The following is a 24,920-nucleotide window of genomic DNA, read 5'->3' on the forward strand; positions in this document are numbered from 1 at the left end:
ATGGCCATTGCGGATGCGAGCGGCGGCGCCCGGCCGGGTACCGCACGGGCGACCAATCCATGGCTTATCGCGGTCGTGGTTGCCGTAGCCGTATTCATGGAGGTGCTCGACACCACCATCGCCAACGTTGCCCTGCGCTACATTTCCGGCGGACTGGCGATCAGTTCTGACGAGGCCTCTTGGGTCGTTACGACTTACCTCGTCTCGAATGCCATCGCCCTGATCGCTAGCAGCTTCATTGCGCAGCGTTACGGCCGCAAACGCTTCTATCTCATTTGCCTCGCCACGTTCACCATCGCGTCGGTCATGTGCGGACTGGCTTGGGATCTTCCGTCTCTACTCGTCTTTCGCATGATCCAGGGTTTTGCCGGCGGAGGTATGGTACCCGTGTCCCAATCCATCCTTACCGACGCCTTCCCGCCGCAAAAGCGAGGCCAGGCCTTTGCGATATTCGGCGTGGCAGTCGTGGTTGCGCCGGTGATCGGCCCAACGCTCGGCGGCTATCTCTCCGACAATTTTTCCTGGCACTGGTGCTTTCTCATCAATGGCCCCGTCGGCGTGTTCGCATTTGCGCTCGTTTATTTCCTCGTCCAGGAATCCACCGACGCGAAAGAAAAGCGCGAGGAGATGCGGCGCAAGGGGATCAGGTTTGACCTTGTCGGTTTCGCGTTGATTGCCACCTTCCTCGGTGCACTGGAACTCGTTCTCGACCGTGGACAGGTCGAAGACTGGTTCGATTCGACCTTCATCATCGTGGCGACCGCGATCTGCATTATAGCATTAGTCATCGCGATCCCCTGGCTGATGACGACGAAAAACCCGGTCATCGACATCAGCCTGCTGGCCAAGCGGCAGTTCCTATCCTGCATGATCGTCATGCTCGCAATCGGCGCGATCCTGATCGCCACGACCCAGTTCGTGCCCCAGGTCCTTCAGGAAAATTACGGCTATACGGCCACGTGGGCTGGCCTTGCACTCTCCCCCGGCGGACTGGTGACCATGTTTATGATGTTCATGGTCGGGCAGCTGACATCGATCTTCCAGCCGAAATACCTGATCGCCATCGGCGCCGGCATCATCGCCTTTGCCATGTACGACATGACGCGGCTGAACCCCGATCTCAACTTCGGTTTCTTCGTCGTCTCGCGGCTTTATCTCGGCCTTGGCCTGCCGCTGATCTTCATCCCGATCACGGCCGCCTCGTATTACGGCCTGCGCGCGGACCAGACGGACCAGGCATCGGCATTGATCAACGCAGCTCGAAATACCGGCGGATCGATCGGCGTCTCGGTCGCCTCCAACGTTCTGGCCCATCGGGAACAATGGCACCAGAGCCGGCTGGTGGAACATGTCGTGCCATCCGATCCGAACTATTTCAACACAATCAGCAATCTGCAGAATTTCTTCGTCGAACGTGGTTCGAGCGCAATCGACGCGCAAAACCAGGCGATAGGCTTCATCGGCTGGCAGATCCAGGAACAGGCAAGTTACCTCGCCTATATTGACGTGTTCCACGTCCTGGCGATCATCTCCGCCTGCGCCATCCCGCTTGCGCTGGTTTTGCGAAAGATCGATCTGAAATCTGGAGGTGGTCCCGCCCATTGAGGCCATCGAAGGTAAGATGATCAGGCGGGGAAGAGGAGGATTTGATGCCACAGACGATGCTTTCGATCTCGACGCACGGCCAAGGCCTTTATGAATTCACCAATGAGGTCGATGCATTCATCCGCAATCACCATGTCGGTCAAGGTCTATTGACGGTGTTTGTCCGACATACGTCATGCTCTTTGCTTATTCAGGAAAATGCCGATCCCGACGTGAAGAGAGACCTGAAAACATTCTTCGGCCGGCTTGTTCCCCCGTCGATCCACCCGGACATGGGTTGGGTCGTTCATACGGCAGAAGGACCGGATGACATGCCGGCCCATATCAAGGCGGCACTGACAGCGGTCTCGATCGGCATTCCGATCAATGGCGGGCGCCTGATGCTCGGCACATGGCAAGGCATCTATCTTTTCGAACATCGCGACCAGCCGCACTGCCGCGAGATCGTCCTTCACCTTTCAGCTTGACAGGAATGGTCAATGGCAGCGCTGAACCGAACCTGAACGCAGCTTTGGGCATCCGTTCAGGCTGTCACGAATAATCTCCAATCATCGCCTCATAGGGCGGACAAAAAACAGCTTCAATCGGAGGACCACCCATGACCAGTTTGTTCACCAGGATCGGACTTGCCGCAATCGTCGCCCTGAGCGGCATCGCAGCCACTGCAACCACGGTGTCAGCCTCGGAACGAGGTTTCGGCCCGAATGGCGCCGGTATATACGTCCAATATAACGACAGGCATCATGATCGCGGTCGCGACTGGCGCCGTCATAACGACCGTCCGGGCTGCTCGCCGGGACGCGCACTCGATAAGGCAGAGCGTATGGGCCTAAGGCGCGCCCGTATCGTCGATGCGTCGCGCCGTGCCATCGTCGTCGTCGGCCGCGACCGGCATGGCCGCGATCGCGTTGTTTTCGCCAATGAGCGCGGTTGCCCCGTCATCCGTCGCTAAGGCTTGACCTTCGACCTGAGATAACCCGATCCCAAAACAACCCGGCCAGTTTTCTGGCCGGGTTGTTTATTTTGGCATTGGCAACAAACAATCTTATTGCTGCAGAGAGAAGGTCACGTTGACGGTAACCGAGTAAGTGCTCTCGCCGGCTGCAACCGGCACGGAATCCGCAGCCATCTCCTTTGCCATTGCCATACGCATCATCGGCTGCGCCATCGGACGGACGGAGTTCTCGCTCATCTCGATGATCCGGCCGAGCTTGACGCCCGCGGCTTCCGTCAAGGTCTTCGCCTTGGCGAGCGCCTGGGCAACAGCTTTTTTCCGGGCTTCGGTCAGTGCGGCTTCCGGATTGTCGTTGGTAAAGCTGATCTGCCCGCCTTCGTTGACCCCAAGTTTTACCGACTGGTCAAGAAGCGCGCCAAGCTTGGAAAGATCGCGCACCCGCACAGTCAGAGCGTTGCTGACCTGGTAACCAATGATCTTGCCCGGTTGCGAATTGCCGTCCTTGGCGTCGGTCTGCTCGTGGCGCGGAAAGATCTGGAACTGGCTCGTCTGGATATCCCGCTCCTCGACGCCGCGTTCACGCAGCGCGCCGACCACGTTGCGCATGGCGGCATTATTGGCCGTCAGCGCCGCTTCCGCCGTTTCCGCCTGCTGCAACACCGTCAGGGACAGGATGGCCATGTCCGGCACCACCGCCGTCTCACCTTCCCCTGAAACATTGATCTGAGCTTCCCGCGGCTGCTGATTTTCCTGTGCAAGTGCATTGCTGGACAAGGGACCGGCAAGCACCATGGGCACCAGGAGTGCGGCATAAGCGAAATGACTGATTGGCTTCATCGGTTTTTCCTTGTTCTCTAATTTTTAAAGCCGCTTTTCGTCACGCATAGCCGCGTGGGGCCGATGCGAATAAAGCGGTTCGTTGGCAATACGACATTCTACCTGCAGGTTCATTGTGAAGCTATTGCGGCAAGCGCTTGTGACCGGTGAAGAATTGGGTTAGAGCGAGCCTCAGGGTGAGACGAACCATTGCGTCCCACCGCTGCCGGAACCGGCAGGGCCTGTAGCTCAATGGTTAGAGCCGGCGGCTCATAACCGCTTGGTTGGGGGTTCGAGTCCCTCCGGGCCCACCATTTCTGTTCATCGCCACATAAACCCGGACTCAACCATCACAAGTCCGGACTCGTCGGCACATAAGTCCGGACTCGCGTTCAGAAGCCAAGGTTTTGAGACGTCAGCTTCGACAAGCCTTCGATCAGGCAATGGTAAGCCGAGCTGCTATGAGAAGCTCAATCTGGAGCTGTTGTCCGTCAGCCAGACTAGGTCTGCTCCCTTCGACAGAATCGCATCATGCCGAAAAATGTAAGACTTGGGTTTGGACGACAGGGCTTCGGGAACCACATAAATGACGTTGTCTGCCCTGTGTTCGGGTGATCGCATTTTCAAATATTCGTTCGGCGTGAGCTCTACTACGAGGTTTTCCCGGAAAGGCCGTTACTTCGACTTTTAGGACTCCGCCTTCGTCATCGACGGCCACAAGGTCCCAGCCGACGCCGTCTTTTTCAACGGAAACAACGCGACAAGTACCGCCCGCCTCAGACTCAAAGTATGACATCGCGTGGTTGATGGCCGCCTGCTCCACTTTACGCCGCAACTCTGGATCAGTTTGCCTTGGGGAGTTTGCGGGCCGTTTCGAACGCAGTCCGCCTCGTGCGATGTATTCTGCCACGTCTGCGTTGAAGGAACCGGTTTTGCCGTAACACACTGGGCTTTGTCCTAAGTTGCCAGGCTCCTTTGCAGTCGGAGCCGCCCCAGGCAGAGAGCATGATCAGCTACGATGTGGCCAGCGTGGCGGACGATGACACGACCCGCCAGCACAACAACTTGGACGCTCTCCCCTATGAGGCGCGAGGGTACGGAATAACTGTTGGTGTCGAGATCGATGCGCAGTCCGCCTGCACCTTGCGCACGAGATCGCGCAGTTGTCCAAATGGCGCACGGCCTGACAACGGCCGCACGGCGTCGACCTCGCCGACGAAGCGCTCGATTGGAGGTTCACCAGTCGTGCCGTGGTCGCGCTGATCGGCGACTTCACGTTTCAACGAGCCAAATGTGCCTCGAAGGACGCCCAGCTCTCAAATTGGCGACCTGCGATAGCGTTCTTCTTGACGGAGCCGACCCCGCGTTCGTCCTTTCCCTTCGTCCGGGCCCGATATGGAGCGCAAGCGCGTGGCACGAAGCCCCAGTAACGCGCAAATGCCCATAGCCGTGCATTGAAGCGAACCTCCCGACTGACCGTGTCGTGATGCTCGACAAGCGCCTTCGCATTGTCCAGTAGAACCTCATTGGGGACGCCGCCGAACCGAAGAAACGCGCCTTCCATGCCCTCGAACCAATCCGTCTGCCCCTCTCGCAGCGAGGCACGGATATGGATGCGTCGGGAATAGCTCAGAGTGGCGACAAAGACGTTTACCCGGATTGGTTCATCGCCAATCCAGACACGTGTCTGCCCAAAATCAATCTGTAATTGCCTGCCTGGCGGTGTCTCGAACCGGACGGTTGCCCGTTTCTGCGCTTTGAGTTCGCGCCGCCATTCCCGGACCCGAAGCTCTACCGAGCGCAAACCAATTGTTATTCCATGCTCGATGGCCAATTCTTGCCGGATTACATCGGCATTGCCATCATGCCGGAAAAAGCGTTCGCGGAGCCACTCATCCAAGCCATCGAAAGCGCTGCGGCAAACCGGCTTTTTGTATGGCGCTGCACCGCCTTCCCGCAGATATCGGCGGACCGTGTTGCGAGCGCAGCCAAACTCTTTCGATAGGCGCTTGGCGCTCCAACCAAGCTCGTAAAGCCGCAACATTGCCATCACCTCATCTGCCTGAAGCATATCTTCGCCCTGCATCGTTCGCGGCAATGCAGGAAGCGCTGAAATCAAGCTCGTCATCCATCTCTCCTCGTTGTGAAACGAGGGGGCAATTCTTCATTTCGTCCGCACCTCCAGGGGTCAGTTTCTCACTTGCCCTGACAAACGCTCCAGGCGGCGATCGAGCGGAATTTGTTCCGCAACTACTGGGGTATACTCAACTTGACAGTTATTCGACTGAGAGAGACACCAAAATAGCGCGGTTCTGCACCGATTCAGACACTTCTGCGGCAGCAGCTAGATCACCCCGCACGATCGCCGAGGCAACACCTCTTTGCTTCATGACATCCCCGCATAGTTCGGAAACCCGCCGGCGAACCAGAGCAAAACCAATCCCGGCATCTTTCGCGAATGCTTTCCACCCATCTGCATCCATTTCGGCCAAGGTCGCTCGCTTCCCAATTCTCATCGCCATTTTCGGCGATAGGTCGGGGTATGCCACCGTCGAAAGCAAGTCATACAGCGGTGCCATTCTCGGCCCCTGGTCGTCGTACAGGATCGAGTAATTCTTGCCGTGAGCATCGGCATTTCCGACAATGAGATTAAAAATTGCTGCATCCAGCAGCTTCGCGATATCCATCGCCGGCCGCGCCGCAACACGCCGCAGCAGCTCAAAGCAATCCTTGAAGGTCGGCCCGCCTTCGCTGGCATATTTGGTTTCCGGCGGCACCCCGAGCGCCTGACAAAAATCCTCCTGGTGGATACGGTGCATGATGCCGAGATCATCGCGCACGCGATCATATCGCTCGAGCAGGAGGAATGGACGGCCCTCCACAATTCTTGCCTCTACGGGGGGCGACGTCAAGGCCTATCGCGGCGGCGAGGCTCATCACGAATGCTTCGTTTTCGGTCGTGCCTTTAAAGCGCGCTATCGGCGGCTTCAGAATATGCGTGGTCGGTTGCCCCGGCAATGGAAGGGCGATCCGACCGTCAATGACCACAACAGGCACCTTCGATTGCGCGCCAGCCAAAGATAGTCTCAACCCCTCCTCGCCGGCCAGTAGAGGCCTGTTCGGAAGTGCATCCAATATTCGAACGATCCCGGCGTCATCTAGTGGCGTCGACTGAGCCCCGGCATTCACCGTCACATCAGCCGGCAACTCACCTTCCGGCAGCAGCTGAAGCGCGCCGGCAACGTCACCGCCCAAGCGATCGAGAAGCGCGAAGTCATTCCCTGGCGAAACACCCAGAGCCTGCGCTGCAACCAGACGCTGGCTCTCTTCAGGGAGGAGCCCCCCGAAAAACGGGCGGCATTCACGACGTGAGAATTGTTCCGGTCGCTTCGGCAACGACGCGGAAAGCGGCGGCGTGACCTGGTCGCCAAGCCATGAATCTGCATACTGAAAGGCGATATCGCCGTGTCTGTCTTGGGTAAGCTGGCCGACGTCACGGCTATCCCACCATACATTGAGAACCTTTGTCGTCATCGCCTGCGCTCACCAGGTTCCAAAATATCGATCGAACAACCGAGCGTTTGCAGAACTTGCAACACTTTTCCGATCTGCGCTGTCGGCTTGCCGGCCTCGAGATCAACAATGAACCGCAGGCCAACGCCCGCGACACCGGCAAGCTCGTCCTGCCGCAAGTTTTGCTCCTTGCGCGCCGCTCTCACCAGAGTGCCGATATCGGCTGGACTTCTCACTTGTGTTGCCATTTGAATTTCCCGATCGGGAAAATAGCAGCATTTTAGCCGTGCTGTCGAGGGAAATTTCCCGATCGGTAAATTTAACAATTCCGATCTGCAAATGACCACTAAATATTCCCGATCGGGAAAATTGTGCGACTTTGCATCGGCATGAACGTCAGCAATTGGGAGTTAAGCCCTCGCCGATGGAGTCCCAGCCTTCTCGATATAGACCTTATGCATCTCGCGAGGCAATCACACCATTGGATTCCGGTCCAGCTTCCCCCGATATGCAGGGTGCTGATACGACACGATCGCATCGACAAGCGCGGGCGGCTTTGACCCTGCCAGCAGTAACATCTTTCCCGCCTTCATTTCCAACATCTGATCGGCCGTCATCAGCTTCTGGCGCTACTCTGCGATCGACATCTTGCGGCTCTCCAAATTTCGCGGCCGACTGCTTGGTACTGGTCAACACCGTCTGGTCGCCAAGCGCATTCACAGCCCAATTGGCGGTTTCGAACTCGGCGCGGCCGAGGCCGAAAAAGCGGGTGGTGACGCCCTTCACTGCGGCGATTGCGTCATCATCCGATGGGAAAATCTCGGTGGTGGCTTGCTCCGATTTGGCGTGTGTGTTGGATGCATCCGCATCCCGGCCCGGAAGAGAATGCAGCTCTTCCGTTTTTGCGCCGCCGTCATCAGTGCTTGGTGTGCCCCGTTTTCCGTCGCTCCAGGTATGGAATGCGGGCGACTTATGAATTTTTCCGACGCCCGTGGCGGGATTGAAAGTCCCCAACTCCTTACTGATGGCCGAATTGAAAAGAGCCTTCACATATTTCACAAGTTTATCTGAAGCACCGGGTGTGGCCGCACGCTTCATCTGGCTGGCCTTGATGTCCGACTTGCGAATTTTCTTGAATGATAACTCACGCATTAGCGATCCAACACGCTCCTCTTGTCCTTCTTTGTCGCCGATAGGTGACTTACGAAAGCCTTTGAGCGGTAATAGTTTTGGACCATCAGCGTATAGCTGTTGCCGCCTTCTCCGTTCGCTTTTCCCATACGACCAGCGCAAGGCTCGCTGCGACAATGAACATCGCTCCTATGAAAACGTTGATTGTCGGAATCTCAGCCCAAATGGCATAGCCATAGACGAAGGCCCAGATCAACCCGGTGTACTCAACGGGGGCAAGCGCCGATGCCGGAGCGTAACGGAACCCCTCGTACAGCAGATACTGCCCCACCGTCGCTACGAGACCCAGCGTGATCATCAATGCCCAGCCCATCACATCAGGCGTTTTCCAAAGCCAGGGGAACGAAGCAGCACACGCCAAAGCGAAGAGTAGACTCGTGGCCCACATCTGCGTCAGCGTGGTCTCGCTTCGGCTGACCAGCCGGATCAGAATCGTGCTCCATGCCCAGCATGCACCGGCCGCAACGCACATCAACGCGGGGATGAAGTTGGGAGAATGCGCAGGATTGGCTGCGATCAGAACTCCAACGAACCCGCCCAGACACGCCAGCCATCTCCCCGGACTCACCCGTTCCTTGAGAACAAGTATCGACAGGAAGACGACCATGATAGGCGCTGAGAAATACAGCGTTGTCAGTTCGGCCAGCCCGAGGTGCCTTGCGGCATTGTAGAAAAGCAGCCAAGCGATGAGCATCAGTGCTGCGCGCAGCACCACCGTTCCGCGATACTGACTTTTCAGGATCGAAGGGTGACGGAAATGCAGGGCAAGGGGCAAAGTGATCACGACAATCACAAGACTGCGCATGAACAAGACCTGGGGCACCTCGTAGTTGGCCACAAGCCATTTGACGATGGCGTCCTGCAATGCGAAGCACGCATAGCCTGATGATGCCAGAGCGATTCCAAAAAGAGGTTTGTCGGTACCGTTAATCGTGTTCATGAAGACGCTGTACACTGGAGTTCGCGAGGCGTCGCTGTCCATGAACGTTGGTTTGGAAAGGCGCAACTCTTATTCCTTACAGGCTTCGTAATTGCATAGAAGCCGATAGCAGAGACCGTCGCCATTGCATCGCCGATGGTAGGCACCTCGACCGGAATGTTTGAGTTCATCTTGAGGCCGAGCGGGCCAGCCTCCCCCAGCGACTCTTCGGCCGATGCCATAATCACTGAAAATTCCGCGCCTTCACCTTCAGCGTATCGATATGAAGATCGGGTGTGAACATATCCCGAGGGATCACCACGGGCTTGGGCTTGTCGCGTGGATCCGGCCCACCGCCATGCGCAAACTCGTCACCTCTGCCCGCCTCCATTTTGAACTCGGCATCTCGATCGGCCAGACCTGACAGGTCTGCGGTCAGGTCGAACAGTTGCTGGGCAACCAGATGAACGACCTCCCCTTCTCGCTGGATTCGCCCGTTGATCGCCATCATGCTGGAGCCAAGCACGATACGACGCCGTCTTTCAAACAACGATGGCCAGACGACGATATTGGCAGGGCCTGTTTCGTCCTCGATGGTGATGAACATGACGCCTTTGGCAGATCCCGGTTTTTGGCGCACTAGGACGAGGCCGGCGGTATAGACGGAACGGCCATCGCGGGCATTCATTGCCTGGGCGCATGTAATGATGTTGCGTGAAGCGAGATCCTTACGGAGAAACGCAAGCGGATGTTGTCGCAAGGTCAGGCCGGTGTGGCCGTAGTCCTCGATAACATTGTGCCCCTCTGTCATTTGCCGGAGCGCAACCTCGGGCTCGTTCTGCTCGGCGATCGTCACCATCTCGCGCTCGGCCGCCGCGGCGAACAGCGGTAATGGTTCATCACGCAGTGCCTTGATGGCCCAGAGCGCATCACGGCGCTCCAGCTTCAGGGACGGCCGGTATGCGTCCGCCTTTGCGAGTTGCACGAGCGCTTCAGTCGGCACACCGGAGCGCCGCCACATGTCATCGACAGACACGAAGTCGCTGTTCATCCGCGCCGCGACGATCCGGGCCGCATCGGCGATGGCCAGCCCCTTCACCCGTCGGAAACCCAGCCTTACGGCATGCCGGTCCGTATTGCCGATGCGCTCCAGCGTACAGTCCCAGCGGGATCGATTGATGCAGACCGGCCGGACTTCGACGCCATGGGCGCGGGCATCGCCGACGATTTGGGCTGGCGCATAAAAGCCCATCGGCTGCGAGTTGATCAGGGCCGCACAGAACGCCTCGGGATAATGGCATTTTATGAAGTTCGACGCATAGGCGATGAGCGCAAACGACGCCGCATGGCTCTCCGGAAATCCGTAGGAGCCGAACCCTTCAAGCTGCGAAAACGTCTTCTCGGCGAATTCGGACGTGTAACCATTCCTGACCATGCCGGACACCAGCTTTTCTTTAAACTTGCTCACCCCACCGGTGAACTTGAACGTTGCCATGGATTTGCGCAGCTGGTCGGCCTCGCCACCGGTAAAGCCGGCGCAAACCATCGCAACCCTCATCGCTGACTCTTGAAACAGCGGCACGCCGAGCGTCTTGCCCAGAACCGCCTCCAGTTCGGGGGTCGGATAGACGACATCCTCCTTGCCCTCGCGCCGGCGCAAATACGGATGGACCATATCTCCCTGAATCGGACCGGGCCGGACGATGGCGACCTGGACGACGAGATCGTAAAACGTCTTCGGTTTCAGACGCGGCAACATTGCCATCTGGGCGCGGCTCTCGATCTGGAAGGTGCCAAGCGTGTCAGCCCTGCGGATCATGGCATAAGTCGCCTGATCCTCCTGCTCGATACCGGAGAGGTCGAGATCGCGGTCCTTGTGCTGGCGGATGAGTTCGAAGGCCTTTGCCATGCAGGTCAGCATGCCAAGAGCGAGAATGTCGACCTTCATGAATTTCAGCGCCTCGACATCATCCTTGTCCCACTCGATGATCTGCCGGTCTTTCATCTTTGCTGGCTCGATCGGCACCAGGTCGTCGAGCCGATCATGGGTCAGCACAAAGCCGCCCGGATGCTGACCGAGATGACGGGGCGCGCCCATCAGTTGCTGGGCAAGTTTCAGGGTGAGAACAAGACGACGGTCGTCGGGATTGAGGTTGAGCTCGCGGATGTTGCGGTCGGGCACTTCTTCCGACCAGGACCACATGCCCGACGATAGCGCATTGATCACATCCTCCGGCAGACCGAGCGTCTTGCCGACGTCGCGGATGGCACCCTTGGCGCGATAACGGGTGACGGTGGCGCAAAGTGCTGCCTTCTCACGGCCGTAAGTCCGATAAATCCACTGGATTACCTCTTCGCGCCGTTCGTGCTCGAAATCGACGTCAATATCCGGCGGTTCATCGCGCTCCTGGCTGACGAAGCGCTCAAACAGAAGATCGTTGGTCAAGGGATCGATCGAAGTGACGCCGAGAATATAACAGACAGCACTGTTCGCCGCCGAACCGCGGCCTTGGCACAGGATCCCTTGGCTTCGGGCGTAGCGCACGATCGAAAACACCGTCAAAAAATAGGGGGCATATTTCATCGTGCGAATCAGATCGAGCTCATGGCGCACGATCTTGAGCACGTCCGGCGGCAGGCCTTCGGGATAGCGGGACGGCACGCATTCCCAGACATAATGTTCCAAAGAAGCCTGGGCATCCTTGCCCGGCACGATCGCCTCCTCTGGATACTGATAGGTCAGCTCCTCAAGCGAAAATTTGCACCGGTGGACGATCTCCATCGTCCGCGCCAGCGCCTCCGGATAGCGCGGGAAGAGCCGCTCCATCTCTTCCGGCGGCTTCAGGTAGCGGTCGGCATGGCGCTCGCGCTCGAAACCAACATCGTCAATGGTTTTGCCGGTGCGGATACAGGTGACGATGTCCTGCAGCTGCCGCCTGCCCGGTTCATGAAACAGCACGTCGTTGGTGACGACCGTCTTCACCTTGAACCGCGCCGCCAGATTAGAAATCTCATAGAGCCGCATCTGGTCGTTCGGCCGCCGGCGCAGGCACAAAGACACATAGGCGCGGTCGGCAAACACCTCGGCCATTTTCCTTAAGCGCACGGCACAGACATCGTCGCCAAGGTCTGGCACGAGGATGCCGATCATCCCTGCGGAATAGGTGACCACGTCATCCCAGTGCAGGATGCAGTTGTTCTTGCCGCCGCGTGACTTGCCGAGCGTGATCAGCCGGGTCAGCCGCGAGTAGGCGGCCCGGTCGGTTGGATAGACGAGGATGGACATGCCTTCGGCGAGATCCAGACGACAGCCGACGACCAGCCGTAACCCTGTGCCACGCGATGCTTCGAGCGCACGGATGATGCCTGCGAGACTGTTTCGGTCGACGACGCCGACGGCATCGATGCCGAGCGCTGCGGCAGTCTCGAATAGGTCCTGCGCCGAGCTCGCCCCGCGCAGGAAGGAAAAATGGGTTGTCACCTGCAGCTCGGCATATCTCATGCGAAAATCCCGTGGCAGAACCACCGGTGGCTGCCGGTCTCTGGATCGACGCCATCGCCGGAACGGAACACCCACAGGCGTTCGCCGCTCTCGTCCTCGATGACAAAATAATCGCGCACCGCCTCCATTTCGCTGTCGCGCTGCCACCACTCACCAAAAATACGTTCTGGCCCGTCGGCACGCTTGACCTTGCGGCGCTTGCCACGCCAGGTGATCGAGGCAGGCGGATAGTCGGGCATCAGCGCAATGGCGGTGATCAGTTCCGGCCGGGGCAGTAACCGCACAGGCCGGCGCCAGTGGCCGACCCATGCGATTGCGATCGGATCGGCAACAGCGCTGACGCGCTGGACGGAACGCTCGGGAACGTCGGAGGCCAAGGGCGCAAGGCGATAGACCTTGTGGCCGCGGTTTCCGTAAATGTCGATCAGCGGTGAAACATCGGTAATCTCCTCGTCTATCAGCGAGGACGATTTCTGCGTTTTTTCAAGCGGCTCGGCGATCACAGCGACCAGGGTCAGTTTCTCGATGCCAAAGCCCGGCTCGATCTCTTCGGTCCGATCACGAAACAGCTTGGTCAGCCAGGCGACGTCACGGGCCGGCTTGACCGTGCCGGCACGGATCGCCTGCCGTGTGCCATCGACCTTGTCGACGATCAGATCGGCACGGCGCACACCGAGGCCTTGTTTCTGAAGCTCCTCGATCAGTTGGAGGATGAGCCGGCCGACATATTTGTTGATCGTCTCGGCAGCACCGATCGGCTCGGCAAAGGACCGGGCGACCTCGATCAACTCGGCAGTTCGGATCGGATCGATCGGTTCGGACACACGTCCAAATATCTGGTCGAGACGGCGGCCGATTTCCGGACCAAAACGGAGGTTTAAGGGCGCCCGCGCGGTATTCGCCAGCTCGCCGATGGATTGAAAACCGAGCGTGTGGAGGTCGCTGACGATCTTGGGCGAAAGTCGCAGCAACGATATCGGCAGTTTCTCGACAGCCCGGACGGTTTGACCGATCGGTACGATGACCGTTTCGCGGCTAATCGCGCGGGCGCAGGCGTGCGCGCCCCCCCAAGTATCCGCAATGGCGACTCTGGCCGTCAGCTTTCTTGCCAGGAACTGGTTTGCGATCTTGGTCACCATCGGCAGTTCACCGCCCTGCAGGTGGTCGGCGCCTTCCGTATCCATAACAATCCCGTCCACGCCGTCGACGGCAACGATCGGGGAGTAAAGTGTCAGAGCCCAGAGGGTGATCCGCTCCAGCGCCGCGGCGTCCGTCTTGAGGTCTGCGTCCACCAGCATCAGACCGCGAAACAGCGCCTGCGCTTTTGCGGCCGGCATGCCGACCCGCACCCCGGCCTTCTTCGCAGCCACATCGGCGGCCGACACCCAGCGCTTCGAGCCGCTTTTGGCGATTACCGCGATCGCCTGTTCAGGCGGAATGGACGGATCGTCCCGGCGAATGCGATCGGTCGCCAGATCCGGCAGATAAATCGAGACGACCCTTGTCATCGCATGACCTCACGAGAAACTCAGAACACTCACCCGCTTTGACGCGCATCAACTCCACAAACCACCGTGGTCGCCCTACCCCCGGAACAGGTAGATCCTCCGACGGCATGACGCTCACCCGCCACCGCGTGGTGGAGGCCGTCGGTTGCCCGAAATCATTGGCTTCCGTCTGCCGCCGCCAACGGCGCACGGCGAGCGCCATCGTCCCGGTGCGTTCGGCCGCCAGTTGCAGCCGGCGCGAGCCAACCATGGGCAAGCGGACCAGTTCGCCGACGACCGCCCCAAGACCGCCAAAGGAGAGCCCCTCCTCCATATTGGCGAGCACATCCTCATCCTTGCCGGACTCGACAAAGATCACCCGATCGGAATGCAGACCAACCTGCGCCAATGCCGGGAAAAACAGATCCGGCCGCGTGAGGCACCAGACGATCGGTCCCTTGGTTCTGGCGGCTATGCCCGCTGCGAAAAGGGCGGCGGCTGCGCCATCGACCGTGCCTGATCCACCCCCGGCAAATTCGTGCAGGGCGCCATGGCTGAGGCCACCGCCCGGCAGGGCCGCATCCATGTCAGGCACGCCGAAGGCCAGACAGCCGGCTTTCTTCACCGTGCTGGTTTCCAGCGATGCGATACGCTCACGCAGATCGGAGATGACACTCTCACGGGCAGCAGTCATCGTTCACGGCTCCCTTCAAGGTCGTGTTTTAGGCCGACATCATGTCGTGCAAAATGCAGATGTTCTGTTTTTGTTCCGACGTCAACGAAGAGTCAAGCAGGCGTCAGGCTGTGAATATTATCCTGCACATTAGAAATCCCGTGGATTCAGGGAGGTAGCGATAGAAAATTTATTTTTCAGCTCCGCCCTTTTGGTCGAGCGGCGTGAATAGCGGGGACAAGTCCTGGCTCGTCACAATCTCCTTAACGTTTTTTTGTTGAACTGTCGGGATGGGAGGACGTGCGGATCATCGATGACAATGTCGACATCGAAGCTTTCACGATGGCTTATTTGGCGCATAAGGGCGGTGCCGCCGCCGAAAGTCCAGCTATCGAGGAGTTTAAAAGAAGAGTTTACCTGATCGATTATCGACACAGACTGGTCGAAAAGGCTTTCCCATTGGCTCATCAGGACAGCCTTCAGGCGGCTAGGGCGAGGGGATATCCGGCTAGCTGCGAGAACTTTTGAACAATCTTGGGTGCGGCACCGTGGTCGATTTCCATCTCATCCAGAAACTGGCGCTGGAGGTCGGCTTTGACTTCGGAATAGAATGAGAATGCGGAAGCATCGAAATTCTCAACGCTCGAAAAATCCGAAATCTTCGAAGCGAGTTGCTCAGCCGAGAGGTTCGTCCCGTAAGGGGCGTTCACCGTCGACAGAAACTTAATCGCAACACTAGACATCGTTATCACCACCACTTTTCAATAAGCTATCTGATGCATACCCGCCAAAAGCGCAAGAAACACCGCAGACGCAGGCGTTCAACGGCAATCAACACCGTTGTGGTGGCGGCAAGTGAAACGATGTTTCTCGCCTGCGAAACCCCGCATCGGAAGCAAGCAGATGCTGTGGCAGCGGCGGCCCAGTATGGCTTGAGGCCTGGCAGACATTTCGGCTCTCGCTATCTGCCGGAGCGCCACTAGGTGTCGACGCTAGAATTCCATTACTTGCCGCGTTTGAAAACGAGTTTTATCGCCCCGCGGCCACCAGCCTTGCCACCCGTCCCCATGATCGAGACCTGCCCTTCCGAACTAATTTCGATGGAAAGTTCTATTTGCTCCAGGGATACGGCGGGCTGTTCCGAGGTCTGATCGAAAACATATTCGACGACGTCCAGAAGGTGACCCACCTGAGCACGAAGTCCCTCGGTTCCGACCCTGACCAGCCGAAAGGCGGTGCCATCCGGACGGGGACCAAAACCGCCGCCAATGTCATCCCCGTTCCGGGCTCCCGGACCGATCTCGCTCGCATCTGTCAGTATGAGGACCTGCCTATCCATAGTCTTCCCCATCTATCGTCTAAAGACTGCATGCCCCCCTGAGACCGACGCGCCCCTGCCAGCCGCGGAACATTTGATCCATTGGTTCCCGATATGCAGAGCGGCAGATCGCAGGATTGTGTGACCAGGATCCGCCACGCACGGGATGTCGGCGGGGATCACCATCCTGGAAAGGCTTGCCATCCTTCGGCAGCTCTTCCGAATGATCGGTCCAGTTGTCCAGACAGTGTTCCCAAACACTCCCATGCATCTCGAACAATCCGAAAGCATTTCCAGGATAGGTTCTCACACGCTTGGTCGAATTGGCGAAAAATCCCTGAGGACCATCGGCGTGAGCGCCGTCTTCGTAGCGGCTACCGGCATAGGCGTCACTCCATAGACTGGTCCTGCCGTCCCATCCGCAAACAGCGCCTCCGGTGCCACGGTAATTGGCAACGGCGGGCGTCAATGTCGGTCCGAAATGAAAAGCGCTATCCGTGTCGGCGCGGCAGGCAAACTCCCATTCAGCCTCGGTCGGCAGCCGATACGGCAATCCGCTCAGCTCGCGTTATGATCTAAGTAGGGCAGAACCCTGCATCCCTTTACATACTGGCGGGCGTACCCCACATCACCTTGTCAAGCGTGATCGGAAGGTCACGAACGCGAATGCCTGTGGCATTGTAGACGGCGTTGGCAACCGCTGCCCCAACACCGGTGATACCGATTTCGCCAATGCCCCGCGCGCCCATTGGTGCATGCGGATCGGGTGTGTTGGTATAGAGGATATCGATTTTCGGAACATCCATCTGCACCGGCACGTGATATTCGGCAAGCGAAGCATTCACAACACGCCCTGTGCGCTCGTCGAAATTGGTTTCCTCGGTGAGCGCTAGACCGATCCCCATGACGATACCGCCCTTAAACTGGCTGGTCGCCATCTTGGCATTGAGGATTTGGCCGGCGTCGAAGGACCCGAGGAAACGGGACACGCGGATTTCGCCCGTGAGAGCGCTGACCCGCACTTCACAGAATTGCGCGCCGTACGAATGCATGGAGAAAGCTTCCATTTCCGCAGGCGCCGGTGCGTCGGCCTGACAGACCAGTTCATCACGTCCGGCACGGGCGAGAATGGAACGATAACTCTCGAAACGATCAGCATTTTCAAGATGGCCGATACCACCATCCCGCGTTTCGACTTCGGCAAGCGAAAGTCCCGCGAGTGGAGAATCGTTGCCGGCAAGTTTGATCAGCTCCTCGACAAAAACGTCGGTCGCAGCGATCACAGCGCCACCGATCGAGGCGGTCTGGGTTGAACCACCGGCGATCACACCCCGCGGCAGACTGCTGTCGCCATATTCGAATGTAACGTGTTCCATCGGCACGCCGAGCCGGGCGGCGATATGCTGAGATTGGGCCGTTGCCGTACCCATGCCCATGTCATGCACTGCTGTCGAAACAGTTACGTGACCATCCGCTGTCAGCCTGATCTTTGCCGACCCACCGGGGAAGCGATGGTAAGGATAGGTCGCAGTTGCGCATCCCATGCCGATGAGCCATTCACCCTCTCGCTTCCGCCGCGGCGTCATGCTGCGGGTCTGCCAGCCAAAATGCTCTGCTCCCGCCTTATACGCTTCGATTAGACAGCGCGACGAAAAGGGTTTGCCGGTCGTTGGGTCTTTTTCCGGCTCGATCCTGCGGCGCAGTTCGATCGGATCAAGCTCCAGCTTTTCCGCCAATTCGTCCAGTGCGCATTCCAGTGCAAATGTGCCGACGGATTCACCCGGCGCTCGCATGAATGTGTTGGCGAGCATGTCCATGTCGGCGACATCCTGTGCAAGCTTGAAGTTTTTTGCCGCATAAAGATGCCGCGCCGGGAAGGTGAACTGCTCCGGGCAGGAATTGTGCAGCGTCATTCCCGCGGTGCCGGTATGGATAAGGGCATCCAGCTTGCCATCTGAACCCGCACCAAGTGCTACGCGCTGCTCGGTCAGGGTGCGGCCACCGACGATACGAAAGACACCTTCGCGCGAAAGCATGATGCGCACCGGCCGTTCGGCCAGTTTCGAGGCTGCGATGGCAAGGATCTGATGGTCCCAGAGACATTTGCCGCCAAAACCGCCGCCGACATAAGGTGAGGTCACACGGACCTTGCCTGGTTCGAGGCCAAAGATATCGCCAAGCTGCCCGGCTGTCAGGTCAAGCAACTGGCTGGCATCGTGCACGCGCAGCTCGTCGCCATTCCAGCCCACTGTGGCCGCATGCAACTCGATGGCATTATGGTTGTGACGCGGTGTCCGAAAGGTGAGGTCAACCTTGACGTCGGCATTGGCCAAAGCGCTTTCGGCATCACCTATTTCCAAGACCGGCGGCTGACCGAGCAGTGTTTCCAGTTGACGAGGTTTCTTCTTCGCCTCGTCGAAAGACGTTACCGCCGGCAGACTGGCATAGCTTGCCTTGACCAGCGAAGCAGCATAATCGGCCTGCTCCTGCGTTTCGGCCAGAACGAGCGCGATCGGCTGGCCGTTCCAGTGGATCTCGTCATTCTGCATCACCGGAAGGTCACTGGCGCCGGCGGCGGTTGGCGACGACATCATCAGCGACGGCGACTTCATGCGTGGCGCATTGTGATATGTCATGATGAGGATGACGCCAGGCGCCGCTTCCGCCGCCGCCACGTCGAGCTCGGTAATCTTTCCGCGCGCGATACTGCTGAAGGCAAGGGCGGCATAACTGATGTTGTCATAAGGAAACTCGGCAGCGAACCGCGCTTTGCCCTGCACTTTCAAAGGACCGTCGATCCGCGAGACGGGTTGCCCGAGCTCCCCATGTTTGCGCAGCATCGGATCAGGCGTGACGGCCGGCTGCCAGCGGCCCGGCTTGTTGGTTTCGGCTTGAGGTTGGACGCTCATGCGTTTTCTCCCTTCAGTTCATCGAGCACGGCGACAATCGTGCGTCTCGCTAGCTCCATCTTGAACTCATTCTCGCTGAGAGGGACAGCATCGGCGAGTTCGGTTTCGGCCGCAACCCGGAAGCTTTCCATGCTCGCCATCTGCCCCATCAGCTTGGCTTCTGCCTTCAAGGCGCGCCATGGCCTGTGAGCCACGCCGCCGAGCGCAAGGCGCACACCACGTACGATGCCGGCATCGTCGATATCGACAGCGGCCGCGACTGATATGAGCGCAAAGGCGTAACTGGCGCGATCGCGAACCTTTCTGTAGGTCGAGCGGCGCGCAAAGCTGAGCGGCGGGATTTCGATTGCCGTGATCAGTTCGTCCGGCTGCAGTTCCGTTTCGACTTCGGGTCGATCGCCCGGCAGGCGATGCAGTTCGCTCAACGGTATGCTGCGGGTTCCAGCCGGCCCCTGCAGGTGAACCACCGCATCGAGCGCGACAAGCGCGACACACATGTCCGAGGGATGGGTTGCCACACACGCATCGGAAGCACCCAGGATGGCGTGGTAACGATTGAACCCTTCAATCGCATCGCATCCCACCTGCGGCTGGCGTTTGTTGCAGCGCGCAGCGTTATCATAAAAATACCGACAGCGGGTGCGTTGCAAAATATTACCGCCGACCGTTGCGACGTTGCGGATCTGCGCACTTGCACCCGCCAAAATGGAGCGTGAAAGCAGCGGGAAATCGGACCGAACCACCGGATGCGCGGCCAATGCCGTGTTCTTGGCTGCTGCACCAATCAGCAGGCCGCCATCCGCACGCTGTTCGATCGCGCCGGGCAGATGCGTGACATCGACCAAAGTTTCCGGCTGTTCGACCGTCTCCCGCATGAGGTCGACGAGGTTCGTACCTCCGCCAAGATATTTTGCGGTGGGCCCAGCTTTCTTAAGGGTGATGGCGGAGGCAGCGTCCGACGCCTGTTGATAGGAAAAGATGTTCATGCCTGTACCCTTTCCTTGGTCGGAGCTGCCGACTGATGTGCCAGTGTTTCGGAAATTGCCTCCACGATGCCGTTGTAAGCCCCGCATCGACAGAGATTGCCGCTCATGCGTTCGCGGATTTCACGCTCATCGATGGGGATATTGGCAGCGGCGAGGTTAGTGGTGACGACGCTCGGGATGTTGCGCTCGATTTCGCCGGCCATCCCGATGGCGGAACAGAGCTGGCCAGGCGTGCAATATCCACATTGAAAGCCGTCATGCTCGATAAAGGCCTGTTGCAGTGGATGGAGGTTGCCATCGGCGGCAAGCCCTTCGACCGTGGTGATGCTGCGGCCCTGATATTGGACCGCCAGAGCCAGACAGGAATTAATACGTTCGCCATCCACCAGCACGGTGCAGGCGCCACACGCTCCCTGATCGCAACCTTTCTTGGTTCCGGTAAAGCCCAGATAGTTGCGCATGAGGTCAAGCAGCGATGTGCGGATATCCGCCTCGACCTCGATTGCCTCTCCATTGATGATAAATTGCATAAGGACATCTCCCTTGGCTCAAAAGCATTGGCGATGATCAACCGCAGAAACGAAACGGACGTATGCGGCCAGTTGATCCCCTAGCGAGAGGATATTTTTCTTCAGTTTTTACAGCTGCCTCGGCGCGCGAACCGCGCTGGGTATCATGCTCAAGCCCGCACAAGAGCTGCCTGACGACAGGCTGCGATATCGGCAATCACCGAAAGCGCTAGCGATTGGGCATCACGCGCCGGACCAAACAGACCGATCGGCGCCTTTATCCTGTCGATGGCTTCCTGCGAATGCCCAAACTCCCGCAGGCGCTGCATCCGTTTTGCATGGGTGCGGCTGCTGCCCAGCGCACCAAGATAAAACGGATGGGCATGCAAGGCAGCATCAAGAACAGGTATTTCAAGCTCCAGATCGTGCTGCAGAAGTGCCACCGCAGTATCGTCGTCAATCAGCGTCTCGCCTGGTACCTCGCCAACCGCTACGTCATAATGGAGAACTTCATATCCAGCTGCCCGCGCCACCTTGGCGGCAATGTCGACTTCCAACGTGTGACCGGAAAGAAGGATCCTTACGGCCGGACGGTAAGAGGTCAGAAAGACCTCATCATTCCAGCCGGCATCCGCCTCTCCTGAAACGAAGGAAAGCGATTGGCTGCCAGGATTGTAAGATAAACTCGTTCTGCGGCGACAGTGCAGGCCTTCCATCACTTCTCGAATAGACCGAATGTCTCGCATTATGTGAACCGCAACCGTCACCCCGCCTCCACATGGCAAGACGATATCAAAAAAAGGCGACCCTTCACCCAGCATGACGAACCGATCATGTCCTTTCGAGATTGCCTGCATGGCTTCGGCAGCAACAACCGCCTCGGTACAACCGCCCGAGACATAACCACAATAAAGGCCGTCATCGGCGACGGCCATATGCGCGCCCAGTGACCGCGAGGAGCCGCCACGGATTTCGACCAGCGTACAGAGCGCCACCAGTCGACCTGCCTCCACAGCCTGAATGGCATAATCCAGCACTTCGACTGCGGAATCCGTCGAAAACGCCTTGGTGGGCACCGGCAATATCTCGGCGGTAACCCCATTGGTCGCATCCGGCTCAAAATTGTTTGCCCGGTCAGGGAACGTGATCCGGTGCTCTTTGTTACCAAGACTTGGATGCGTCGATACCGTCATCACATGCTCCTGCAGACAGCAGCAATGGTGGATTCGAAAATCGAGATCGCCTGATATGAGCGATCAAGACAGATTGCCTTTGCGGGCTGCTCCACGGTTTTGGGCATGACATCCACCGCTTTCTGATTAAAAGTTTGATGGCGCCTCACGCAAACGGAGGATCCTCCATTTAAACTTAGTGGCTGGCGAGCTTTCGTCAAGCCTGTTGTAGGTTGGAATTTTGGTGGCCAAGGAACAGGCGTCGCAACCGCAGATGCAGCCGACGTTAAGCGCGGATGCTCAGCGATTGGGTGAAGAGATCGCCCGGCAAGCGGGCGGCGGGATCGGCACGCTATATCGGCACTTTCCGACCCGCGAGCATCTCGTGGAAGTGGTTTATCGGCGCGAACTCGAATTGCGCGCCACTGCCGCCGCAGAACTCATGCCAGAAAAGGCGCCCGATATAGCGCTCGAAGAATGGATGCTCCGTTTCGTGCGGTTCACATCAAACACTGGCCTTTTCAGGGAGGGCACGACGACCATGTACTTTACACGCCGTTCTGCATCTACGCGATCCCGGGCACACTCGATTGGCGGGAACGCGCGCACAGGATTGTTCGCCTGATCAGGGATGGACTGCGTATTCGGCCTGAGGCAGGGTTGGTGGAGGTAAGATTGGAGAGCCTTGCAATGACGAACAGACAGGAACTTCCCAATCAATTCCTCAAGCCCGACATTTCGGTCGCGATCATTATCCTTGCCGCCGGTCGGTCGAGCCGCATGCCATCGGATGCAGGACACAAACTGCTTTCGACAATCGATGACGTTCCATTGGTGAGGCGAATGGCCTTGCGGGCCATCGAAAGTAAGGCAAGCCACGTCTATGCGATCACCGGTTTCAGGCATGAGGAGATTGAGGCCTGTCTTGTCGGCCTCGATATGACGATCGCCTTCAACCTGGCTTTTGCCTCCGGTATGTCGAGCTCGCTGATCACCGGCCTGAACATCCCGGGAGCCATGGACCATGATGGCATACTAGTCTTGCTCGCCGACATGCCGGCCATCACAGTGGAAAATCTGGATCAACTCATCGCAGCGTTCGAAATGTTCGGGGCGCGCGCTGTCATCCGCGCAGTTCACGTCGGGATCCCGGGCAATCCGGTCATCCTTCCAAAAGCACTTTATCATCGGGCCTTGACATTGCAGGCAGATCGCGGCGCCAAGATGCTGATCGAAACGTCCGGCGTGGAAATGGTGGAAATCGAGATCGGGGAAGCAGCTGTGATTGACATCGATACATTGGACGATCTTGAGAGATTTGGCGGCGTTCCAAGCCCATCATGATGAGGTGACGCAAGCCAATTTCACCCAAACTGCACCGAAGATAGCGCCAGTCAGGATCAAACTTTCAATCTCTTCTGCGCAATATCGGCATGTGCTCGGCTGTCGCTCTTGCTCCATTTCGAACCGACAACCCTGCCGTTGGTGGATATTCATATTCTCTGAGCCCCCTATTGCTTCGCGAAACGGCCCGGGCAACAAGGCAGCTGTCGAGCGGCTTGATCAGGCTGGCTGGCATCAGGGCTGAGACCGCGATGCTCGGCAGGGGGAATGCGTTCGGGCAGATACCTATCGTTCCTGGAGCATTCGTTCGGAGCTCCTAACATCGTACGGGTCGTGCGGCGTGACAATCCCATGATCTCACGGCGGAGTTTTCCAAACACGCAAGGAAAAGCTCCGAAAACCGGAGCTTTCGCCTTAAGAAGGGTCTCGGTTTTTAGCAGGAAGTTCCTGCAGTACCTGCACCCGGATTGGTGCTGCCGTTGTTGTTCTGGTCAGACTGGGCTGCGCCCTGAGTCCCACCCGGCGCGCCGCAATTGGTGTTTGAGCTCCCTTGGTCAGCGCCTTGATTGCTACCGCCACTGTCGTTACCGGCATTACCCGAGGAACCGCTGTTTGTATCGCTGCTGCCGGAGCTGTCATTGCCACCGCTGCCACCATTGTTGCCACCGCCGGAGCTTTGCGCGAAAGCCGAAGTCGCCAGACCGATTGACAACGCGGTTACTGCAAAAATCTTCATCATGTTATTGTTTCCTCACCTAGAACCCTACAAGCGATGAACAGCTTCCCAGGAGGATTGTTTCCGTACGCTACCGTACAGGAGCGACATCATCCGGCGTGCGCTGGAAACCAGCTCTACTAAGTAATCCGAAGCCTTTGCAGCGGATATGCCAGTGCGTGGATGACTTATGAAGGATAAGAACGTCTCGTCTAACCACCGACTGCTTTGCACAAGCCAGAACTCAATCGAGTTGGGTTTCATTTTGCCAATATGGACCCACCCAATCTGAACGGCGCAGACAGCGCTCCGCCGACGCCATCGAGCACGAGCGCACCTGTGCCAGCGACCGGGTTGCTGAAACCCTGCCGGAGTTGCGGATAGACCGCGGCCAGAGATGCGAACCGGTCGTGGTTCGTGCCGTTCAACGATGGAATAGTCGAAATATCAACGACATCCAGGTTCTCTTTCACGGCTAGTTCTCTTGTCCTCGGATCATCGATGTCCAATGATCCGGCAGTCGCTGCCGAACCAGCGAGCCGCTTCGAGAGCGCAAGCGCGATATCGTCCTTTGAAGCGAGTACGACGATCGGCTTGGAGAGCCTGCCTGTAACCGAAAGCTGTTTGCGAAGCAGGTCTATGTCGATATCCGGCGCTGCGAGTACAAGCTGGTCTATAGACCGGATAGCCTTCTGATTGCCCATCAGTGATAGCTGCCGAACACTCTCGACGGCCAGCCATGCACCCATGCTGTGGGCCAGGATGGTTGGCCTCACGCCGCCGCCCGAGAGCTCTGCCAGTACTTTGGCAAGATCGTCGCGAGCAAATGCTGCCGAATCCTTGTCTGCGACGTAGCCGGTTACTTCGGCCTGCGAAGGCCAGTCGAAAAGGATCGCGCGGTCTTCAACCTTCGAATCCGCAGCCATCTGTGCAAGCCGGAAGAGAGCTTCCTGATGACTGTAATTGTAACCATGAATAAAAAGCCCTGCCTTTCCATAGGCGGCTGATTTGGCAGGTCCGCGTGCAAGCGTTACGAACTCGCGAGCCGTTAGCTCTCGCCTTCCAACCACCGCAAAGGAATGGTGGGGGTCTGGCTTCGCCGTCGACCACTCGATATTGGAAGGACGATGGCCCGGTGGGATCGACACGGTCACCTCGGAATATCGGAGTTGGTCGCCCCTGCCGGCGGTGAATACCCCATCTTCGCTATCGTCCGGAACGCGGTCGGTTGCAACTAGGATCGCGACGCGCTCCGTTCGAGGGATAGAAGTGACAACTGCCAGCACGCTGGGACCGGGTCTAGCGC

General features: G+C 58.1%; 21 protein-coding genes, 1 tRNA gene and 3 pseudogenes. 6 read left to right on the forward strand and 19 right to left on the reverse strand.

What is annotated here, in order from left to right:
* The 3 genes from FHP24_RS19805 to FHP24_RS19815 all read left to right on the forward strand — a co-directional run bounded on the left by FHP24_RS19805 (window position 1) and on the right by FHP24_RS19815 (window position 2,557).
* A complete protein-coding gene (locus FHP24_RS19805) occupies window positions 1-1,605 on the forward strand; it encodes a DHA2 family efflux MFS transporter permease subunit (protein ID WP_139677948.1) in 1,605 nt (534 codons plus the stop codon).
* A 44-nt stretch (window positions 1,606-1,649) separates the two neighbouring features.
* Window positions 1,650-2,072, forward strand: coding sequence for a secondary thiamine-phosphate synthase enzyme YjbQ (locus FHP24_RS19810; protein ID WP_139677949.1), 423 nt, complete (start codon window positions 1,650-1,652; stop codon window positions 2,070-2,072).
* 131 nt (window positions 2,073-2,203) lie between these two features.
* Window positions 2,204-2,557, forward strand: a complete 354-nt coding sequence (locus tag FHP24_RS19815; RefSeq protein WP_139677950.1) for a hypothetical protein — start codon at window positions 2,204-2,206, stop codon at window positions 2,555-2,557.
* A 93-nt stretch (window positions 2,558-2,650) separates the two neighbouring features.
* Here FHP24_RS19815 and FHP24_RS19820 read toward each other — a convergent pair whose 3' ends face one another.
* A complete protein-coding gene (locus FHP24_RS19820) occupies window positions 2,651-3,397 on the reverse strand; it encodes an SIMPL domain-containing protein (RefSeq protein ID WP_139677951.1) in 747 nt (248 codons plus the stop codon).
* Between the two features lie 217 nt (window positions 3,398-3,614).
* On the opposite strand from FHP24_RS19820, the gene FHP24_RS19825 reads away from it, so the two are divergent.
* A tRNA-Ile gene (locus FHP24_RS19825) sits at window positions 3,615-3,690 on the forward strand.
* Between the two features lie 673 nt (window positions 3,691-4,363).
* On the opposite strand, the pseudogene istA reads toward FHP24_RS19825, so the two are convergent.
* The 16 genes and pseudogenes from istA to FHP24_RS19910 all read right to left on the reverse strand — a co-directional run.
* Window positions 4,364-5,504, reverse strand: a pseudogene (istA, locus tag FHP24_RS19830) (IS21 family transposase); the annotation flags it as partial.
* Window positions 5,505-5,778: 274 nt separating this feature from the next.
* A pseudogene (locus FHP24_RS19835) lies at window positions 5,779-6,910 on the reverse strand (HipA domain-containing protein); the annotation flags it as partial.
* A complete protein-coding gene (locus FHP24_RS19840; RefSeq protein ID WP_139677952.1) occupies window positions 6,907-7,137 on the reverse strand; it encodes a helix-turn-helix transcriptional regulator in 231 nt (76 codons plus the stop codon). The pseudogene FHP24_RS19835 and the gene FHP24_RS19840, both read right to left, overlap by 4 nt.
* Window positions 7,138-7,342: 205 nt before the next feature.
* Window positions 7,343-8,041, reverse strand: coding sequence for a hypothetical protein (locus FHP24_RS29060; protein ID WP_246091848.1), 699 nt, complete (start codon window positions 8,039-8,041; stop codon window positions 7,343-7,345).
* 85 nt (window positions 8,042-8,126) lie between these two features.
* Window positions 8,127-9,020 (reverse strand): DMT family transporter, encoded by an 894-nt coding sequence (locus FHP24_RS19855; protein ID WP_139677997.1) that lies wholly within the window; start codon window positions 9,018-9,020, stop codon window positions 8,127-8,129.
* 223 nt (window positions 9,021-9,243) lie between these two features.
* Entirely contained in the window at window positions 9,244-12,501 is a 3,258-nt protein-coding gene (locus FHP24_RS19860) for an error-prone DNA polymerase (protein WP_139677953.1), read from the reverse strand.
* Entirely contained in the window at window positions 12,498-14,009 is a 1,512-nt protein-coding gene (locus FHP24_RS19865) for a Y-family DNA polymerase (RefSeq protein ID WP_139677954.1), read from the reverse strand. Before FHP24_RS19865 ends, FHP24_RS19860 begins: the two co-directional genes overlap by 4 nt.
* Window positions 13,930-14,682, reverse strand: coding sequence for an ImuA family protein (locus tag FHP24_RS19870; RefSeq protein WP_139677955.1), 753 nt, complete (start codon window positions 14,680-14,682; stop codon window positions 13,930-13,932). The genes FHP24_RS19865 and FHP24_RS19870 overlap by 80 nt, the downstream gene beginning before the upstream one ends.
* Before the next feature lie 246 nt (window positions 14,683-14,928).
* A pseudogene (locus FHP24_RS19875) lies at window positions 14,929-15,129 on the reverse strand (nucleotidyl transferase AbiEii/AbiGii toxin family protein); the annotation flags it as partial.
* 11 nt (window positions 15,130-15,140) lie between these two features.
* A complete protein-coding gene (locus tag FHP24_RS19880) occupies window positions 15,141-15,404 on the reverse strand; it encodes a hypothetical protein (RefSeq protein WP_139677957.1) in 264 nt (87 codons plus the stop codon).
* 260 nt (window positions 15,405-15,664) lie between these two features.
* Window positions 15,665-16,000: a Pepco domain-containing protein gene (locus tag FHP24_RS19885; RefSeq protein WP_139677958.1), complete on the reverse strand. Its 336-nt coding sequence runs from the start codon at window positions 15,998-16,000 to the stop codon at window positions 15,665-15,667.
* Window positions 16,001-16,019: 19 nt separating this feature from the next.
* A complete protein-coding gene (locus tag FHP24_RS29440; RefSeq protein WP_180356061.1) occupies window positions 16,020-16,532 on the reverse strand; it encodes a formylglycine-generating enzyme family protein in 513 nt (170 codons plus the stop codon).
* A 49-nt stretch (window positions 16,533-16,581) separates the two neighbouring features.
* Window positions 16,582-18,888, reverse strand: coding sequence for a xanthine dehydrogenase family protein molybdopterin-binding subunit (locus tag FHP24_RS19895; RefSeq protein WP_139677959.1), 2,307 nt, complete (start codon window positions 18,886-18,888; stop codon window positions 16,582-16,584).
* Window positions 18,885-19,874: an FAD binding domain-containing protein gene (locus tag FHP24_RS19900; protein ID WP_139677960.1), complete on the reverse strand. Its 990-nt coding sequence runs from the start codon at window positions 19,872-19,874 to the stop codon at window positions 18,885-18,887. The genes FHP24_RS19895 and FHP24_RS19900 overlap by 4 nt, the downstream gene beginning before the upstream one ends.
* Entirely contained in the window at window positions 19,871-20,404 is a 534-nt protein-coding gene (locus FHP24_RS19905) for a 2Fe-2S iron-sulfur cluster-binding protein (RefSeq protein ID WP_139677961.1), read from the reverse strand. Before FHP24_RS19905 ends, FHP24_RS19900 begins: the two co-directional genes overlap by 4 nt.
* A 149-nt stretch (window positions 20,405-20,553) precedes the next feature.
* Entirely contained in the window at window positions 20,554-21,576 is a 1,023-nt protein-coding gene (locus FHP24_RS19910; RefSeq protein WP_139677962.1) for an XdhC family protein, read from the reverse strand.
* A 223-nt stretch (window positions 21,577-21,799) separates the two neighbouring features.
* Between FHP24_RS19910 and FHP24_RS29445 the strand changes: the two genes are divergently transcribed.
* Entirely contained in the window at window positions 21,800-22,180 is a 381-nt protein-coding gene (locus tag FHP24_RS29445) for a TetR/AcrR family transcriptional regulator (RefSeq protein ID WP_394344648.1), read from the forward strand.
* Between the two features lie 65 nt (window positions 22,181-22,245).
* Entirely contained in the window at window positions 22,246-22,899 is a 654-nt protein-coding gene (locus FHP24_RS19920) for a nucleotidyltransferase family protein (protein ID WP_139677963.1), read from the forward strand.
* 433 nt (window positions 22,900-23,332) lie between these two features.
* On the opposite strand, the gene FHP24_RS19925 is transcribed toward FHP24_RS19920, so the two are convergent.
* Both FHP24_RS19925 and FHP24_RS19930 read right to left on the reverse strand, forming a co-directional pair.
* The gene (locus FHP24_RS19925; RefSeq protein WP_139677964.1) at window positions 23,333-23,638 is read right to left on the reverse strand and encodes an oxidoreductase; all 306 of its coding nucleotides are present in this window, start codon (window positions 23,636-23,638) and stop codon (window positions 23,333-23,335) included.
* 236 nt (window positions 23,639-23,874) lie between these two features.
* A partial coding sequence (locus FHP24_RS19930) for an alpha/beta hydrolase (protein WP_139677965.1) occupies window positions 23,875-24,920 on the reverse strand: 1,046 nt, incomplete at its 5' end.

Source organism: Aliirhizobium smilacinae (assembly GCF_006335145.1).
GTDB lineage: Bacteria > Pseudomonadota > Alphaproteobacteria > Rhizobiales > Rhizobiaceae > Neorhizobium > Neorhizobium smilacinae.

Excerpts from the sequence above, each read along its gene's own strand:
- FHP24_RS19810 (WP_139677949.1), top strand. The coding sequence starts at position 1,650 with ATGCCACAGACGATGCTTTCGATCTCGACGCACGGCCAAGGCCTTTAT.
- FHP24_RS19910 (WP_139677962.1), bottom strand. The coding sequence starts at position 21,576 with ATGACGGTATCGACGCATCCAAGTCTTGGTAACAAAGAGCACCGGATC.
- FHP24_RS19920 (WP_139677963.1), top strand. The coding sequence starts at position 22,246 with ATGACGAACAGACAGGAACTTCCCAATCAATTCCTCAAGCCCGACATT.
- FHP24_RS19870 (WP_139677955.1), bottom strand. The coding sequence starts at position 14,682 with ATGACTGCTGCCCGTGAGAGTGTCATCTCCGATCTGCGTGAGCGTATC.
- FHP24_RS19885 (WP_139677958.1), bottom strand. The coding sequence starts at position 16,000 with ATGGATAGGCAGGTCCTCATACTGACAGATGCGAGCGAGATCGGTCCG.
- FHP24_RS19855 (WP_139677997.1), bottom strand. The coding sequence starts at position 9,020 with ATGAACACGATTAACGGTACCGACAAACCTCTTTTTGGAATCGCTCTG.
- FHP24_RS19895 (WP_139677959.1), bottom strand. The coding sequence starts at position 18,888 with ATGAGCGTCCAACCTCAAGCCGAAACCAACAAGCCGGGCCGCTGGCAG.
- FHP24_RS29060 (WP_246091848.1), bottom strand. The coding sequence starts at position 8,041 with ATGCGTGAGTTATCATTCAAGAAAATTCGCAAGTCGGACATCAAGGCC.
- FHP24_RS19815 (WP_139677950.1), top strand. The coding sequence starts at position 2,204 with ATGACCAGTTTGTTCACCAGGATCGGACTTGCCGCAATCGTCGCCCTG.
- FHP24_RS19900 (WP_139677960.1), bottom strand. The coding sequence starts at position 19,874 with ATGAACATCTTTTCCTATCAACAGGCGTCGGACGCTGCCTCCGCCATC.
- FHP24_RS19865 (WP_139677954.1), bottom strand. The coding sequence starts at position 14,009 with ATGACAAGGGTCGTCTCGATTTATCTGCCGGATCTGGCGACCGATCGC.
- FHP24_RS19820 (WP_139677951.1), bottom strand. The coding sequence starts at position 3,397 with ATGAAGCCAATCAGTCATTTCGCTTATGCCGCACTCCTGGTGCCCATG.
- FHP24_RS19840 (WP_139677952.1), bottom strand. The coding sequence starts at position 7,137 with ATGGCAACACAAGTGAGAAGTCCAGCCGATATCGGCACTCTGGTGAGA.
- FHP24_RS19805 (WP_139677948.1), top strand. The coding sequence starts at position 1 with ATGGCCATTGCGGATGCGAGCGGCGGCGCCCGGCCGGGTACCGCACGG.
- FHP24_RS19860 (WP_139677953.1), bottom strand. The coding sequence starts at position 12,501 with ATGAGATATGCCGAGCTGCAGGTGACAACCCATTTTTCCTTCCTGCGC.
- FHP24_RS19925 (WP_139677964.1), bottom strand. The coding sequence starts at position 23,638 with ATGATGAAGATTTTTGCAGTAACCGCGTTGTCAATCGGTCTGGCGACT.
- FHP24_RS19880 (WP_139677957.1), bottom strand. The coding sequence starts at position 15,404 with ATGTCTAGTGTTGCGATTAAGTTTCTGTCGACGGTGAACGCCCCTTAC.
- FHP24_RS19905 (WP_139677961.1), bottom strand. The coding sequence starts at position 20,404 with ATGCAATTTATCATCAATGGAGAGGCAATCGAGGTCGAGGCGGATATC.